Genomic DNA, 15,185 nt, shown 5'->3' with positions numbered 1-15,185 from the left:
CTCCGACAAGAAAGGAGCTTTTTTCATATTTCCACAATTAAAATTTACGCCCGCCAATGTAATCAGCAATTTGCATCAGTGATTTTTTTGTTGGTGATGCAGGCAAATCTGCTAACGCTTGCTTGGCTCGATTTATGTAGCGTTCAGCCAATGCTTGTGAGTAAGCAATGCCTTCCCCTTGATGAATAAGGGGTATTGCTTGTTCAATGCGAGAGTTGATTTCATCCGTACGAATCCACTCTTGAAAGACGTCCTTTGTACTACCCTGATACGCGCTAAAAAGAGCAGGCAGAGTAACATTTCCTTGACGTAAGTCACTTCCTGCAGGCTTGCCTAGCTGTTTTTCTGTGCCTGTAAAATCTAAGATATCATCTGTAATTTGAAAAGCCATTCCCACATTGTAGCCAAAGTGATACATGCGGCGCACGACATCTGCAGAAGCATTGGTTGCAAGTGCGCCCAATTGACAGCTAATTGCAATCAGGAGAGCTGTTTTTCGTTTAATCCGACGTAGATAGTTGCGCAACCCCTGATCCCAATTTCCTAGATCACGGACTTGCTCAATCTCTCCTTTACACATCTCCACAATCGCTTTAGAGAAAATACGGTGAATCTCTGGGTTAGGTAATTTCGTCACGATACCTAATGCTGTTGCTAGTATGTAGTTACCGGAATACATCGCCACACGGTTGTCCCATTTGGTACGTACGGTGTCTCTGCCTCGGCGTTTGTTTGCATCATCCACCACATCATCGTGGACAAGCGTTGCCATATGGATAAGCTCAAGAGGTACGGCTACATGAGCCAAATTTTGTACATTATAATCCCCAAATTTACCCGCTAACAGCACAAAGACAGGGCGGATTCGCTTACCGCCTGCCTTTAAAAGATGGGTAGAAGATTGGTAGAGTTCACGAGACTCTGGATTAATGGACCGTTCCAGTTCTCGCTCGATATACGTAACATCACTTTTTACTTGCATATAGATATCGACCAGATTCATTTCATCCACCTAACTCGTTGACATAGTAGTAATGTTGTCTGTCGCCCAAAATGTGACCTTAACCGGCTTGGACAATAGACCAAGATCAGCCGTGCAAGCATAGTAATGTTCCAATCCTGTAATTTGTTCCTGCGTAAAATCATGAATTAAGCCAGTAAAATATCCTTCCCAGAATGAAACATCCCCACCAAAATGCTGATGAGCGTACTGAACTATCTCACTACAATCGGCATGACTCTTGTTCTTACTGTATACAAATTCTTCATGAAGCTGATGCAACAATTTACCATGTGTTTCAACTGCTTCCTTACGAATAGCCCATACGGCAAACGTCATTGGGAAACCTGTATGCTCATACCAAAGTTGGCCTAAATCGTACACATAGTAACCCAGATCCTGCTGACGGGCTAGAATTGCTTCATCTCCAATTAACATGGAAGCATCATGTTCTTGCATCATCGCCGTAATATCGGGGCGCATCGTGGTATATTCAATACTCATTCCCTTGAATTTCTCCAAAATAACCCGCAACAAATTGACAGATGTAGCTGAAGTGTTGGTTAACGCAATATGAGCTTTATCAAGTTGATCAATCGGGCGTTTGCTGAATAAGAAGATGGAACCTACAGGACCTTTTGCCCCAACGCATACATCTGGCATCAACACATATTGATCCTCATGTTCTGCATAACTGAAGGAAGATATAGGACCTACGTCAATGGTTCCCTCTGCCATAGCAATATTTAATTGTGCAGGATATTGCTGGATAAAATCAGCTTTTCCTAAAAAATGGTTTGCATTCACATAAAAATAGACAGGAAGCGTATTTGTATATAAGATTTGTCCAACCTGCAGTCGTCTTTTACTCATGGCTCTCTCCCCATCTCGTAAACAAATGATTCTCTACATCAAGTTGGTCAAGCGCTTTGCCAACCACGAAATTTACTAGATCATCAAGTGTTTGCGGGCGTTGATAGAAACCAGGCATCGCAGGGAGAATCTTTACTCCGATACGGCTTAGTTTCAACATATTTTCTAAATGTAGCGCGTTAAATGGCGTTTCTCGTGGAACGAGCACCAGCTTACGTCCCTCTTTAATCATTACATCGGCACAGCGTTCCAATAAATTGCCAGAAGCCCCGTGGGCAATACCAGAGAGTGTACCCATCGAGCATGGGACAATGATCATCCCATCGCTCTTGTAAGAACCACTAGCCATTGGGCAATTAAAATCTCTCAACGTCCAATAATGAAGCTCACCCTCGGAACATTTCTCAAAATAACCGTGTAAAAATGCTTCACGATCCTCTATAGCTGGCGAAAAATCTAATTCATCGTGAAAGACCTGCCAACCGGCTTCTGTTATCATCAGATGAACCGTATGTCCTGCTCTCAGTAATTCTTCCACTAGTCGAACCCCATACATGGCACCACTTGCTCCTGTTATTCCTACACCTAGTTTCCTCTTGTTCATAGAATCACCAAGTCCAGAACAGTGAAGCAACAAATGACTACACTAAAAATCCCATTCATAGCAAAGAAAGCAATTTCGATTTTGGACAGGTCGTTATGTTTAACCTGACTGTGTTCATAGAATAAAATTACTGCCCCAACAATGATCCCGATGAGAAACCATACGGACAGGTTAGTCGTCATATACATCATTAACAGACCAATAATGGTCAGCAAATGGCAAAAGCGTGCAATTATCAGTGCATTCTTGATTCCAAACCGACTAGGGATGGAATGCAAACCTTCCTTAACATCAAACTCTGTATCTTGACAAGCATAAATGATATCAAAACCAGCTGTCCAGATCATTACTGTAAAGAAGAGCAACATGGCCGTCCCATTTACTTGCCCTGTAGTAGCAATCCAGCCACCCAATGGTCCAAAACCAAGCGCTACACCTAAGATAAAATGGCACAGCCATGTAAATCGCTTGCAATATGAATACAAAACTAAAACAAAGACAGCAAGTGGTAATAATTTAACCGCTAATGGATTTAGTTGTGCGGCAGCAACAAATAAGACCAAGAAAGAAACAATGATAAAAAAAAGAACTTCCATAACGGACAAAAGACCCGCCGGAATGGCACGCTTCGCTGTACGTGGATTTTTTGCATCAATGACACGGTCAATTAAACGATTTAGCGACATGGCTGCACTTCTTGCCGCTACCATCGCTACCGTAACCCAGAAGATTTCCCCCCAGGTAGGCCATGTGCCTTCTATGATGATATTTCCTAGTACTGCCCCAATAAAGGCAAACGGCAGAGCAAAAATACTATGTTCGAATTTAATCATTTCGAGAATGATTTTCACTTTACTAAAGATCATCTGACTTGCACTTCCATTCTATTATGCGAATACGCTATGCTTTTTTCGTACCGATATGCAGAGCCGATACTCCACCCATAAACAATTTTACCTGCACAGGATCAAGCCCCGCCAGCTTAAACATGTCCGCCAGTTCTTTACTGTCAGGAAAATTCGTAAGGGACTGCGGTAACCAAGCGTACTCTTCATACTTATTAACTACCAATTTCGCAACAATTGGAAGCATTTTATAGAAATAAAGATAAAATAACTTACGATAAGGCATAAACGGTGGTTTCGATACTTCTAGAGAAACAACCTTGCCTCCTGGTTTTACCACGCGCGTCATCTCGTTAAGAACCGTCTGCACATCAGGAACATTACGTAAAGCAAACCCAATAGTAACAAAATCAAATGTATTATCTTCAAAGGGCATTTTCATCGCATCGGCATTGACCAATTGCACTTGATTTAACCCTTCCTTTTCGACTTTGTACGCCCCTACATTCAGCATATTTTGGCTAAAATCAAGCCCAACCACTTTCCCGTTAGGCCCCACTGTTTTTGCCAAGCTAATTGTCCAATCGCAGGTCCCGCAAGCAACATCGAGACAAGCATCCCCTGACTTCACCTGCATTTGGTCCATTGTATATTTGCGCCAAGATGCATGGCTACCAAAACTGATGACATTATTCATGCGGTCGTATTCATCCGCGATGCTTTCAAAAACGGAATGTACATATTCTGCTTTCGAGGGTTGTCCATGTGTATTCAAAGCCTACATCTCCTCTGCCCGCTTTAATCGTTGTACGCGATTCGTATAGCGGGAAGTCACCCACGCTAACTCGCTTTGTGTTTCGCCCGATTTTAACGTAACGATCAATTGCTCACAGATATGCAATAACTCCATTACTTTTCCTTCAATCATATCCACCACATTTGTGACAGTAGAACCCGGTTTCTGTAGCAAAAATTGTGTCAGACCGCTAGGAGCCTGCTCTTGCCAATGCAAGTGTTCCCATTCCCCTACTAGCTGTTCAAACGCTGACGTCTGTTCAAACAAGCTCGTCCAGAATTCACGTACAGAATCACTTGTTGCATATTTGTCAACAAAAGCTACATAAAGAGCCGTATCAATCTTTTTGCGTAAACCAAGATACGTCTCTTGCGTCAATTTATTTTCTTTTTGTGCAATATAAAGCTTCATCTTCATTTCGTGAGCATGTTGGTTGCCGACTGACAAAATACGGATTGCTTCAATCTCATTAGCGTCTGAAAGCATATTATAGTAAAGACTACTGTAGTAATCCCCCGCTAGAACAGTCAACTGTCTATTACGTTCGGAAACCAGCGTTTTTTCATAGTGATTCCGCACTGTTTCATGTGTATCAATGCCCAATTGTACTAACCCAGTTGCTACCGAGAGCAGATGAGCTCGTTCCTTGGTGAAGCCGTTCTCATGTAAAAAGAAAAATAAGAGAGCGAGACGATTTTCAGCCATGGCTGGGACATCGACATATTGTTGAACATAAGTTTGTTGTATTCGGTCTTGAATATCTTCGATGATAGCTTTTATTTCCTGTGAATATGCATTACGATCTGTGCCCATTATGCCTCCTCCATCTAAAGCGTTGAAGCTCCGTCACTGTTCCCATTCTTTTCACAAAACCTATAACATTTTTGACCACGCAAAAAATGGTACGCAGTAATCTATCGCCATCCAGTATATCACACTTTTAAAAGAAGGAATAATTTTCTGCTGTAATCAGGTTGCTTCTTTTACAAAAAAATGCTGTTTCACATACTGCTTGACATCGCCCAATTCAGCAGGTGTTTTCCATTTATCTTCTTGTCCTATTTGCGTTCGATCTGCTTCGATATGAAGCATGGGGGAGCTTTGTTCGTTCTGTTCATTTGATCTAGCGAATTGCAGGGTGACATGCTTAACATTCGTAGTTTTGTTCATTAACACATACACAATGGAATAGGCATCTTGAAACATCCGGTCATTTACATTCTTGTGTCCCTCGGGTAAGGTCAACGTCAGCGTGATAGTAGGTTGGGTCCACTCTACATGACTTATCTTATAATGAGTTTCCAGTAAAGTAAATAAATCCACAAGATTGTGTGAACTTACAGTAAGTCTAGGTATTTCTTGAAAAGTAGGTACATCAGCTATGGGTTCCTTCCTCATGAGAACTGGCAAAACTGACAGCATCAGAGATAATCCCACCGAAATCATCATGGCATATAAAAAACGTCGTGGCATATCTGCATTCCCCCTTCTTCTCCATTCTACATAAGAAAAAAGCAGGCTATGCCTGCCAAGGAGAAAAATGCTGGTAATACCCTTCTAGCTAGTAGAGAAAAACACTCTTCTACTTATCTTATTTCGTCGAATCGTTATGCTCCTTTTTTCTATAGCGAAAAATTCCCTTTAGCTCCTGATAAGTTCGATAGGGCTTGCTGATGACACGGTAAGGCATGGTAGAGATAAAATGACTTAAATCTTCCCTGAATTCCTGAGTAATCCGCTGTGGCTTCGAAATAATCCGATCAACATACTGCGTATAAATCTCTTTTAACAAATCTGGTTCCATGACGCTCTCTTTTCCGCATTGCTCACATTTGACCATGTACAAAATGTCATGTACATATGTAACAGTGTGAGGTGCTTGACCAAGACAAGTTATACAGTAAAGTTCCGTTTCAATCACTGTCTCTTCCAAATCCTTTCCCTCCCTACTCCTCACTGTCACCTTTTTTATTCATTCGTAGCAAGTAATTCTCTTGCTGTGCGCTCGTCTATAAACAATTTATGGAAATAACCACCACGTAAAGCAGCCGTAATAGCTGTTACTTTCGCTAATCCTGTCGCTACCGCAATCACTGTTGGGATATGAAACAAATCGGGCAAATCGATACCGATAACGCGATTGTTCAATGGTATATTAATCTGCTTGCCCTCTTTGTCAATAAATCGGGAACCTATATCTCCCACGGCCTGATTTTGTTTTAACTCTTCCATTTCTTCTTTCTTTAAATATCCCATGTTAAACAATGTTGATTCCTCGAGAAAACCGATTCCTAACAAAGCAATCTCTACCTTGCGAATCTGATCTAACAAAACTCGAATAGATTCCGATTGTAGCATCTGCTCCTTTAAATCAACTGTTTCCACCAAAGCTGGTGCATACAAAAATTCACAGTCCGCTCCCATTCGTTTTGAAAGTTCATAGGCCAACTGATTAGAATGGATTTCCACGTGTTTGCGCCCCGTTCCACCCACAAGCGGATATACCATCATTTCCGGATTTCGTTCGTACGGGTATTCATTTACCATATGATAAAGGGTTGTGCCCCATGATAATCCGATACTCTTGACGTTTTTAGCCAATTTAGATAAGTGCATAGCTGCTTCCTTAGCTACTAGTTGCTTAATCAATTCCTGATTCTCAATCCCATTCACGGGAACGACGATTGCCTCATCTAAAGAGAACATTTTCTCTAGCTTTTGTTCAATTTCCACTACGTTTACAGTTTCGTCTTTAATGATGATCTCCACAATGCCAGCATCTTTTGCTTTTTGTAGGAGTTTCGAAATAACAGGGCGGGAAACCCCGATCTTTTTAGAGATTTCTGCTTGTGTTAGTCCTTGAAAATAATATAGTTTAGCGACACGTACGAGTTCCCTTTTTTCTGCCCAATCCATTGACTCACCTCTCTTACTTCTATCTTCCTTCATCTATTATAAACATAAACTTACATTATCGCTAAATAGAAAACAAATTCCTGTACTATGAACGATCCATCAAAAGATAAACGCCGAACAGAGAGGGTGCAAAAAAGAACTGAGGAAGGGCGTCCCCAGTTCTTTCTTTATATTTGAGTTCCATTCAAGAAGACACAACAGATTGTCTTTCAGATGTCATTCTCTTAGGAGTGTATACCTTTACCTAGCCAGTCTCTTGCAGCCTCTAGTAATGTTTCAGAGACAGTTGGGTGTGGAAAAATTAAATTTGCCATTTCTTCTATGGTGCCTTCCAATTGCATATAGGCAGAGATTTGAGAGATCATCTCGGTAACATGTGGGCCAACCAAAACAGCACCCAAGATTTCTCCATAAGTCTCATCTGCAATTAGCTTTACAAAGCCCTCTGTATGGTCACTTGCTAGAGCCTTTCCGTTTACCGTCAATTGATAAACAGAAGTTTTTACTTGGTATCCTTTTTCTTTTGCTTCTTGTTCCGTTACCCCTACACTCGCTATCTCAGGATAGGTGTACATGCATCTCGGTACGATTCGGTAATCCATCTCTTTAGCTTGTCCCGTTGCATTCATGGCTGCTACAATACCTTCTGCACTTGCTACATGGGCCAACTGCCAATTTCCAATAACGTCTCCTACAGCATACATATCAGGAATACTCGTTTCCATGCGAGCGTTTACTTTAATAAAAGGACCTTCTTTATCAAGAGGCAAGTTAGCGGAGGCAGACAGATTCGGGCGACGTCCAATAGCTACTAAAATCTCATCTGCTACTACATCCTGCTTTGCTCCTGCTTCATTATAGAGAATAAGCTGTTTTTGCAAATCCTGTTCTTTGACCGCTGTTACTTTTGCTTTAGTAATAATCGTAACACCTATTTTACGCAAATGCTTTGTTAGTAGCTGAGAAGCCATTTCGTCTTCAGTAGCCAGAATGCGATCCGCCATCTCGATAATAGTTACCTTTGTTCCCAAGCTTTCAAAAATGCAGGCAAACTCTACACCAATGACACCTCCGCCAACAATTGCAATTGACGTAGGGATTTCCTCTATATCAAAAATGGTATCGCTCGTGTGAAATTGTACCTGATCTAGTCCTTCAATTGGAGGAACAGACGGAGACGATCCCGTCGCAATAATGATTGATTTCGCCTTGATACTTTCAGGTTTATCTCCTGTAATTACTACTGTTTTATCTGATTGAATCTCACCTTTACCTTGATACAAATCAATTTTTCCGGTACGTAAAAGATGAGCGATTCCCCCGCGTAGTTGATTGATAACCTGATTTTTTCTCTGCATCATTTTTGGCAAGGAGAGCGTCATCTCCCCTACTTCGACCCCGTATTTGGAAGCTTCTTTAATTGCATGAATAACTTCTGCATGCTTAAGTAATGTTTTAGATGGGATGCATCCACGATTCAAGCAGGTTCCCCCTAGATGCCCCTGCTCTACGAGTGCCACCTTCTTGCCTTCTTTTGACGCGCGAATCGCTGCTACGTATCCGCCCGGTCCTCCTCCGATGACAATACTATCGTAGGTTTTCATGGTTGTTCCTCCTAGACTAGTAGCTGATATGGTTCTTCCAGAGAACGCTTTATGGTTTGCAGGAATTCCGCTGATGGTGCTCCATCTACGATCCGATGGTCAAAAGAGAGGCTCAAAGTCATCATCGGACGAAGTTTCAACTCTCCATTTACTCCGACAGCTTTCTCAGCAATACGTCCAACCCCCAAAATGGCAATCTCTGGCTGATTAATGATTGGTGTAAAGGCATCAATGTCGTACATCCCAAGGTTACTAATCGTAAACGATCCACCCTGCATCTGATCAGGCATCAGCTTGCTTTCTCTAGCTAATCGCCCCAACACTTTACATTCTGCTGTCAATTCAGCCAAGCCTTTCTGATCAGCATGTTTGACGATTGGCACCATCAGCCCGTTTGGTACTGAGACAGCAAGACCAGTGTTCACTTCCTGTTTATAAACAATGTAGTCACCTTCCAGTGACGCATTCATATGTGGATGTTTACGCAATGCCATCGCAACTGCTTTCATGATGATTTCTGTGTAAGATAACCGGTAGCCCGTCTGACTCTCAATAATTGGGAGCAAGCTTTTACGTAGTTGGATTGCATTGCTCATATCTACTTCTGTTACCAACGTGACATGTGGCGCTGTGGTAACACTTTTCACCATACGATCGGAGATGACTTTACGCATACCCTCCAATTTAACACGTGTTGTTTCGACTGATGGGGTGACTTGGGATGCTTGTGCACCGTTTGCTACACCACTATTTGTAACTGATTGCAAGTCGTTAGGAGTGGCTCCGAGCACATCCTCTTTTGTAATTTTCCCATTTGCTCCCGAACCCTGAATCGTGTTTAACTGAACACCAGTGCCTGCCGCTATTTTTTTCGCAAGAGGAGTTGCTTTTGGTCCTTGCTCGCCTTTAGCATATGCTTCCACATCTGCGGCATGAATACGGCCATTTGCTCCACGACCTTCTACATCATGTAATACGACCTGGTTTTCTCTGGAAAGACGTCGAGCAGCTGGTGTGGCACGCACTTTACCTGAATCTACTCCGGAATGAGAAGCTCCTGACTCGACTTGGATTTCCTCATCAGCTTCACTTACGTCCGCAGAAGCCTCTTCCGCATCTACAACTGGCGGAGTATTTGGCACCTTTTCATCTGGGTCTCCGATATAGCCGATGATTTGTTGCACAGGTACAACTGCATTCACATCATCATAAATTTTTAACAACGTACCAGATGCATAAGCCTCTACTTCGATGTTAATTTTGTCTGTCATTACCTCTAGTAGTAGATCACCCTCTTCTACCAGTTCTCCTTCCTTTTTAAACCATTGCAAGATGGTGCCCGTCTCCATTGTCATGCTGAGTTTAGGCATGAAGATTCCCGTTGCCATGTTTCTCTCCTCCTAACGATGCGCCACTGTATCTTTGACTGCTTGTATGATGTCAGGCACTTGCGGGATCGCTGCCTTTTCTAGGACGGGATTATAAGGCATAGGAATCCATTTACCGCCTAAACGTCTGATAGGAGCATCTAAGTAGTCAAAGGCTTCACTCTCTGCGATTAAACTCGCAATCTCTCCACCGAATCCGCCGAATTTAACTGCTTCATGAACCACGATCAGTTTCCCAGTTTTCTTCACTGATTGAATAATAGTATCAGTATCCAGTGGTACCAACGTGCGTGGGTCGATGACTTCAACAGAGATGCCTTCCTTCTCTAATTCTGCCGCCGCTTCCAACGCTTTGTGTACCATAATTGCAGTCGCAACAATCGTTACGTCCGTCCCCTCGCGTTTCACATCAGCCACGCCAAGCGGGATAGTGTACGATTCTTCAGGCACATTCCCCGATGATTTATACAGAAGCTTATGCTCGTAAAAAATAACCGGATTATCATCATCCATCGCTGCTTTCAATAGGCCCTTTACATCATAAGCGGTTGAGGGTTGCACCACTTTCAGTCCCGGAATGTGAGCCATCCAAGCTTCCAGACTTTGCGTATGCTGTGCCGCTGCACCCGTTCCAGAACCAGATGGTGTACGTACGACCATTGGAACCTTACCTTTACCGCCAAACATATAGCGGTTTTTAGCAGCCTGATTCACCAACTGATCCATTGCAATTGTTACAAAATCGGAGAATTGCAATTCCATGATTGGGCGCATACCCGTCATTGCCGCCCCAACCGCAGCTCCTGCAATAGCCGCTTCGGAAATCGGGGTATTGCGAATTCGCTCTGGACCAAATTCTTCAATCATGCCGCGCGAAACACCAAATGCTCCACCATATACCCCAATGTCTTCTCCCATTAAAAATACATCTGGATTGACGCGCATCTCCTGACTCATCGCTTCTCGGACTGCTTCCAAATACGTAATCTCTCTCATGAGGTTCCTTCCTTTCTGGTTATCCGTTATGCGTAGACGTCTTCTTCCAACGTATCTAGAGAAGGCATCGGGCTTTTTTCAGCGAACACCACTGCCTTTTCTATTTCTTTCTTGGCCTGCTGTTCGATTTCTTTTGCTTGTTCTTGTGTAAGTAAACCTTTTTCCATCAATACTTCTTGCAAATTCTTTATACAATCCCGATTTTTTCTCCAATCCATCTCTTCTTCACGCGTCCGATATTTTTTCGCATCGCTCTTAGAATGGCCTTTGTATCGATACGTTTTGGCTTCAATTAAAGTAGGCCCTTCTCCACACCGAGCACGTTCTGCCGCTTCAGCCACAGCATTCATGACCGCGAAGAGATCATTTCCATCAACTACTACACCAGGGATGCCATATGCTTTTGACCGATCTGCAATATTTTCAATGTTCACCATTTCTGTTACAGGACCAGACATACCGTATTGATTATTTTCACAGAAGAAAATGACTGGCAATTTCCAGATGGAAGCCATATTGACCGATTCGTGGAAGCTACCTTCATTGCTTGCCCCATCTCCAAAGAAGCTGATTGCTACATATCCCAGCTTCTTCATTTGTGAGGTAAGCGCAGCTCCGACCGCAATAGGAATACCGCCACCGACAATACCGTTTGCTCCCAAATTCCCCTTATCTACATCCGCGATATGCATCGATCCACCTTTTCCTTTGCAATATCCCGTTTCACGACCAAATAATTCAGCCATCATTTTGTTAACATCAGCACCTTTTGCGATGCAGTGACCATGCCCGCGGTGCGTACTAGTGATTTTATCTTCCGGTTTAAGCACGGCGATTGCGCCTACAGCCGTTGCCTCTTGTCCAACACATAGATGGGTGGTTCCGTGAATTAATCCTTTTGCAAAAAATTCATCCACCTTTTCATCAAAAAAGCGTATCACCCACATTTGATGTAGTAATTCAACCAACTTTTGCTCCGTAACCATTTCAGGTAATTTCCAAGCAGTAGTCATGTTGTACCCTCCTTTGCTCATTAGAAAAAGACAAAAGGCCGAATACCTCCACGCTGGGAAGCATTCGGCCCGAGGCCCTTTTACATTTGTTCTGTATATTTACATTTGTTCTACACCTTTATTTTACCTCTTTTTTTGTATCCGTCAACCTTAACTTCTATGCTTTCCTATCTTTTTTATCCTTCTAACAAATGTGGGTTTTCTTCCAGCCGTTTTTTGAATTCCTCTTTGGTTAGTTTTTCAATGGAAATGAGGAAAACTTCTTCCGTGCCCTCACATACAAATTTATTGTGTTCAAACAATTTATATATTTTTGTGCCAGGAGTTACTTTTTTCATTGATTCCATTTCTCTTCCTCCCCACCTCTGGCTGTAATCTGCTGGATATTCGCTGGTTCTTCCAATGCTTCCATTAATTCTTCCACAGCATATTGACATGTATCATTAACTGCTAACATGATCACCCAGTCTACCTGAATACCCGGTCCCCACTCCAGAGGATGCACCAATTGCAAGATAGCAACGGCAGGCTTAATAGTCTGAGCAGGCTCTGCATGTGGGATAGCGATACCACCTGCTAGAGACGTTGACCCCAGCTTTTCTCGTTCCCACACCTTTTGTACAAACTCAGGTTTTACATAACCTTGTTCTACTAGCTTGTGAGCAAGAAACTGAATGGCTTCCGTTTTACTGGTAATGTTGCAATCAGGGAAGATAAGGTCTGTCACAAATAGATCCTGCATGTGTAACGGCGGGCGCTGTTCAATATCTGGTTGTCCTCCTGTCAAATCGCCCACCATCAATAAGCGATCTAAAAACGAAAATCCACTTCCTTCAATCAAATGTTGCAAGGAGATAAATGGTAGCCCCTCTACCAACGGATCAATCGTGCCTACTACGGCTAAGATGTGATACTCCTCTTTCCACTTGGTATAGGAGGAGCGTACTGTATGAGTATTTGAAAACAAATAATGTAAATCTCCACCGCGATCTCCCACATGCTCGCTCACAATTTGCCCTAGTTGCCGGGCAGCCCCTTCTCCCGTTAAACAGACCAGCATAAGCGCTTTTGGCTTAGCTATTTTCCACTCATCTAAAAAAGGGGAAACAGGCATACGCCATTGTACAATCTCATGTGCTACATGGGACAAAGACTTTGGTGCATATAAGCATCGCCGCATAACTTCCATGGCAAATGGCAAGCTAAGCGGTGCAAAAATCAACGTTTCCACCTCAACATGTTCACGCCAAATCTCTTCACTACCTACCATCCGACCAGCATCTGCCAAAACGACAACCCCCATGCCATGATCTGCTCGTTTAATAGCAGTGCTTACTTTGGACAAAAAACGTTCCTCCGAATCATCAACAGAGAGGTTTACCGATTGAATATGATGTTGCCCAAATAATGAGTGCAACTGTTCAGTCATACTCTCAGCAATGCTACCGTATGAAACCAAAACCATACCTACTGTCGGCGTTGTTTGTTGGACGAGGGTGCAATGCTTCACATATCGGGCCAGCATCTCCGTTTCCGCCTTAGTGATACTAATTCCCCATGTGCGGTTTATTACTTCAACCATCTCTTGAGCAACAATCCACTCCATCGACATGAAGGCAGAAGTTATCTCACCTTTTCGATCCTCATGATAAATCTGGTTTGGTTCTGTCACCTGATAGCGTTCTAACATGCCTTTAACATGTAAAGCCAAGGCCATTAACAGTTTTTCATGATCGAGCACGATATGCTTTTCCGCAATCCATAGCATTTGCTCTACCATTTGCATGACCTTTTCCCCGACAAAAATACTTAGGCTACGGGCACGTTCTACATCTGATTTTCGCTTGCTGCTATCATCTCGCAATCGTTCTCGACATTCCTGTTGCAATCGAAGCCTAATTAATTCTGGTTGCACCCCTTGCCGATTCATTTGTTCAAAGCGAACATACACCCAATGATAGATTGATTCAGGCGCTACAGATGCCGGAGGACTGTGTTCGGTTTTTTCACCGGTCTGAACAGTAGATATGTTTTCGACTAACCAATTTACTAATTCATTACAAACGAAAGCTCGGATCTCATCTTGTAATTGCGTTATGTTGGTCGTAAACTCACTCATGGATTTTTTGCTTTCCATACATTCATCCACACGAATCGAACAGCCTGCTTGTTTCGCTTGCTGTTGAATCATGTCTTCAAGCAAACGTAACTGCGACTGTCTCGGCCATGAGGCTAAAGATGGTAAGTGGACCTGAATTGGGAACAAGCGGTGCATTAGTTCAGGGGTATCCCAGCCTGCGGTATTCGTGCTTGAAGCAAAAACAAATACAGGTGAGTCTAATTCTTTTATTCGCTGGAGCATATCTTCGATAGATCTCAGAGATAAGAGATGGATTTCTCTTATATATAGAGCCCCGCCTACTCCTTTATAGCTACAGAGTGTATCGTGAATTCGTTGCTCGAATAGCGATCCTTCTGTTATTTCTCGTATATCTATTTCTGTAAAAATAGCATCTTGTTCAAGTTGCTTCTCTTGTTTAGCAAAGGAAAAGGCTGCTTCAGCTACGGTCCGCTTTCCCGTTCCCTTTTCTCCTTGTAATAATATTGGTAGTTTTTGATACGGATATAAAATAACTGCTTTCACCTGTTGAACAAATGGTTGTAAAAAACCATCGCTTTCCACCAAATCAACGAACTGTCGTAGTCTTCGTGGGGCAGGTCGTGCTTTATTTTCAGAAATAATTACTTCTGAGGGTAAGGACAACTCTTGCCAATTTTCTTGCTGTTCTTTCCGTAAGTTCATCACGGTAAACTTTGATATCTCAAATCCTATTTTGCGTAATTCTCCTGTTAATTTGCGATCCGATAACTGCGAATGAACCTTTAGTATTCGAGTCATTTCTGCTGTCAGTAATGGTAACCTTCGTTTGCGGGAATCAGGGATATGAAGCTGTTGTCGCAATAACGTACATTTATCTCTCCTAATTTCTAGCTTTGCGGCAATCTCTTCGTCGGTCAGCGGATTTTTGGGATCTTCATCCTTCACAATCCGCATTAGCTGTGTCTTCATCTCGCCACCATTCCTTCCCCTTTTCGCAGAATCCCTGACAACTCACTCACAATTTCTTTCACTTTCTCAAGATGCTTTAC

At 42.7% G+C, this 15,185-nt stretch carries 14 protein-coding genes; all 14 read right to left on the bottom strand.

Features of this window, described 5'->3' with window-relative positions:
- Nucleotides 1-37: 37 nt before the first annotated feature.
- Nucleotides 38-1,003 carry a heptaprenyl diphosphate synthase gene (locus EEL30_16865; GenBank protein ID QDX93814.1) on the bottom strand — a complete coding sequence of 322 codons (966 nt, stop codon included), beginning with the start codon at nt 1,001-1,003 and terminating at the stop codon, nt 38-40.
- 9 nt (nt 1,004-1,012) lie between these two features.
- Nucleotides 1,013-1,873, bottom strand: a complete 861-nt coding sequence (locus tag EEL30_16860) for an ABC transporter substrate-binding protein (protein ID QDX93813.1) — start codon at nt 1,871-1,873, stop codon at nt 1,013-1,015.
- A complete protein-coding gene (locus EEL30_16855) occupies nt 1,866-2,477 on the bottom strand; it encodes a UbiX family flavin prenyltransferase (GenBank protein QDX93812.1) in 612 nt (203 codons plus the stop codon). Before EEL30_16855 ends, EEL30_16860 begins: the two co-directional genes overlap by 8 nt.
- Complete coding sequence (locus EEL30_16850; GenBank protein QDX93811.1) at nt 2,474-3,343, bottom strand: 4-hydroxybenzoate octaprenyltransferase; 870 nt, start codon at nt 3,341-3,343, stop codon at nt 2,474-2,476. The genes EEL30_16855 and EEL30_16850 overlap by 4 nt, the downstream gene beginning before the upstream one ends.
- Before the next feature lie 34 nt (nt 3,344-3,377).
- Nucleotides 3,378-4,097 carry a demethylmenaquinone methyltransferase gene (locus tag EEL30_16845; protein ID QDX93810.1) on the bottom strand — a complete coding sequence of 240 codons (720 nt, stop codon included), beginning with the start codon at nt 4,095-4,097 and terminating at the stop codon, nt 3,378-3,380.
- Between the two features lie 3 nt (nt 4,098-4,100).
- The gene (locus tag EEL30_16840; protein ID QDX93809.1) at nt 4,101-4,931 is read right to left on the bottom strand and encodes a heptaprenyl diphosphate synthase; all 831 of its coding nucleotides are present in this window, start codon (nt 4,929-4,931) and stop codon (nt 4,101-4,103) included.
- A gap of 156 nt (nt 4,932-5,087) precedes the next feature.
- On the bottom strand, nt 5,088-5,591 hold the full coding sequence (locus EEL30_16835; protein ID QDX93808.1) for a hypothetical protein: 504 nt from the start codon (nt 5,589-5,591) through the stop codon (nt 5,088-5,090).
- Nucleotides 5,592-5,709: 118 nt separating this feature from the next.
- Entirely contained in the window at nt 5,710-5,922 is a 213-nt protein-coding gene (locus EEL30_16830) for a hypothetical protein (protein ID QDX95799.1), read from the bottom strand.
- A 164-nt stretch (nt 5,923-6,086) separates the two neighbouring features.
- Nucleotides 6,087-7,034: a sugar-binding transcriptional regulator gene (locus EEL30_16825; protein ID QDX93807.1), complete on the bottom strand. Its 948-nt coding sequence runs from the start codon at nt 7,032-7,034 to the stop codon at nt 6,087-6,089.
- 224 nt (nt 7,035-7,258) lie between these two features.
- Complete coding sequence (gene lpdA / locus EEL30_16820; GenBank protein QDX93806.1) at nt 7,259-8,638, bottom strand: dihydrolipoyl dehydrogenase; 1,380 nt, start codon at nt 8,636-8,638, stop codon at nt 7,259-7,261.
- Between the two features lie 11 nt (nt 8,639-8,649).
- Nucleotides 8,650-10,026: a 2-oxo acid dehydrogenase subunit E2 gene (locus tag EEL30_16815; protein ID QDX93805.1), complete on the bottom strand. Its 1,377-nt coding sequence runs from the start codon at nt 10,024-10,026 to the stop codon at nt 8,650-8,652.
- 12 nt (nt 10,027-10,038) lie between these two features.
- Nucleotides 10,039-11,022, bottom strand: a complete 984-nt coding sequence (locus EEL30_16810; protein QDX93804.1) for an alpha-ketoacid dehydrogenase subunit beta — start codon at nt 11,020-11,022, stop codon at nt 10,039-10,041.
- Between the two features lie 26 nt (nt 11,023-11,048).
- On the bottom strand, nt 11,049-12,035 hold the full coding sequence (locus EEL30_16805) for a thiamine pyrophosphate-dependent dehydrogenase E1 component subunit alpha (protein ID QDX93803.1): 987 nt from the start codon (nt 12,033-12,035) through the stop codon (nt 11,049-11,051).
- Nucleotides 12,036-12,369: 334 nt separating this feature from the next.
- A complete protein-coding gene (locus EEL30_16800; GenBank protein ID QDX93802.1) occupies nt 12,370-15,105 on the bottom strand; it encodes a transcriptional regulator in 2,736 nt (911 codons plus the stop codon).
- Nucleotides 15,106-15,185: the final 80 nt, after the last annotated feature.

Origin of the sequence: Brevibacillus laterosporus (assembly GCA_007833815.1) — a bacterium.
Lineage (GTDB): Bacteria > Bacillota > Bacilli > Brevibacillales > Brevibacillaceae > Brevibacillus_B > Brevibacillus_B laterosporus_D.
The sequence above is the reverse complement of the archived record's forward strand: the minus strand, read 5'-3'. Positions and strand labels throughout refer to the sequence as shown.

Bases quoted from the DNA above. Each gene is read 5' to 3' on its own strand.
- EEL30_16830 (QDX95799.1), bottom strand. From the start codon at position 5,922: ATGGAACCAGATTTGTTAAAAGAGATTTATACGCAGTATGTTGATCGG.
- EEL30_16860 (QDX93813.1), bottom strand. From the start codon at position 1,873: ATGAGTAAAAGACGACTGCAGGTTGGACAAATCTTATATACAAATACG.
- EEL30_16850 (QDX93811.1), bottom strand. From the start codon at position 3,343: ATGATCTTTAGTAAAGTGAAAATCATTCTCGAAATGATTAAATTCGAA.
- EEL30_16865 (QDX93814.1), bottom strand. From the start codon at position 1,003: ATGAATCTGGTCGATATCTATATGCAAGTAAAAAGTGATGTTACGTAT.
- EEL30_16835 (QDX93808.1), bottom strand. From the start codon at position 5,591: ATGCCACGACGTTTTTTATATGCCATGATGATTTCGGTGGGATTATCT.
- EEL30_16840 (QDX93809.1), bottom strand. From the start codon at position 4,931: ATGGGCACAGATCGTAATGCATATTCACAGGAAATAAAAGCTATCATC.
- EEL30_16805 (QDX93803.1), bottom strand. From the start codon at position 12,035: ATGACTACTGCTTGGAAATTACCTGAAATGGTTACGGAGCAAAAGTTG.
- EEL30_16825 (QDX93807.1), bottom strand. From the start codon at position 7,034: ATGGATTGGGCAGAAAAAAGGGAACTCGTACGTGTCGCTAAACTATAT.
- EEL30_16800 (QDX93802.1), bottom strand. From the start codon at position 15,105: ATGAAGACACAGCTAATGCGGATTGTGAAGGATGAAGATCCCAAAAAT.
- EEL30_16855 (QDX93812.1), bottom strand. From the start codon at position 2,477: ATGAACAAGAGGAAACTAGGTGTAGGAATAACAGGAGCAAGTGGTGCC.
- lpdA (QDX93806.1), bottom strand. From the start codon at position 8,638: ATGAAAACCTACGATAGTATTGTCATCGGAGGAGGACCGGGCGGATAC.
- EEL30_16810 (QDX93804.1), bottom strand. From the start codon at position 11,022: ATGAGAGAGATTACGTATTTGGAAGCAGTCCGAGAAGCGATGAGTCAG.
- EEL30_16815 (QDX93805.1), bottom strand. From the start codon at position 10,026: ATGGCAACGGGAATCTTCATGCCTAAACTCAGCATGACAATGGAGACG.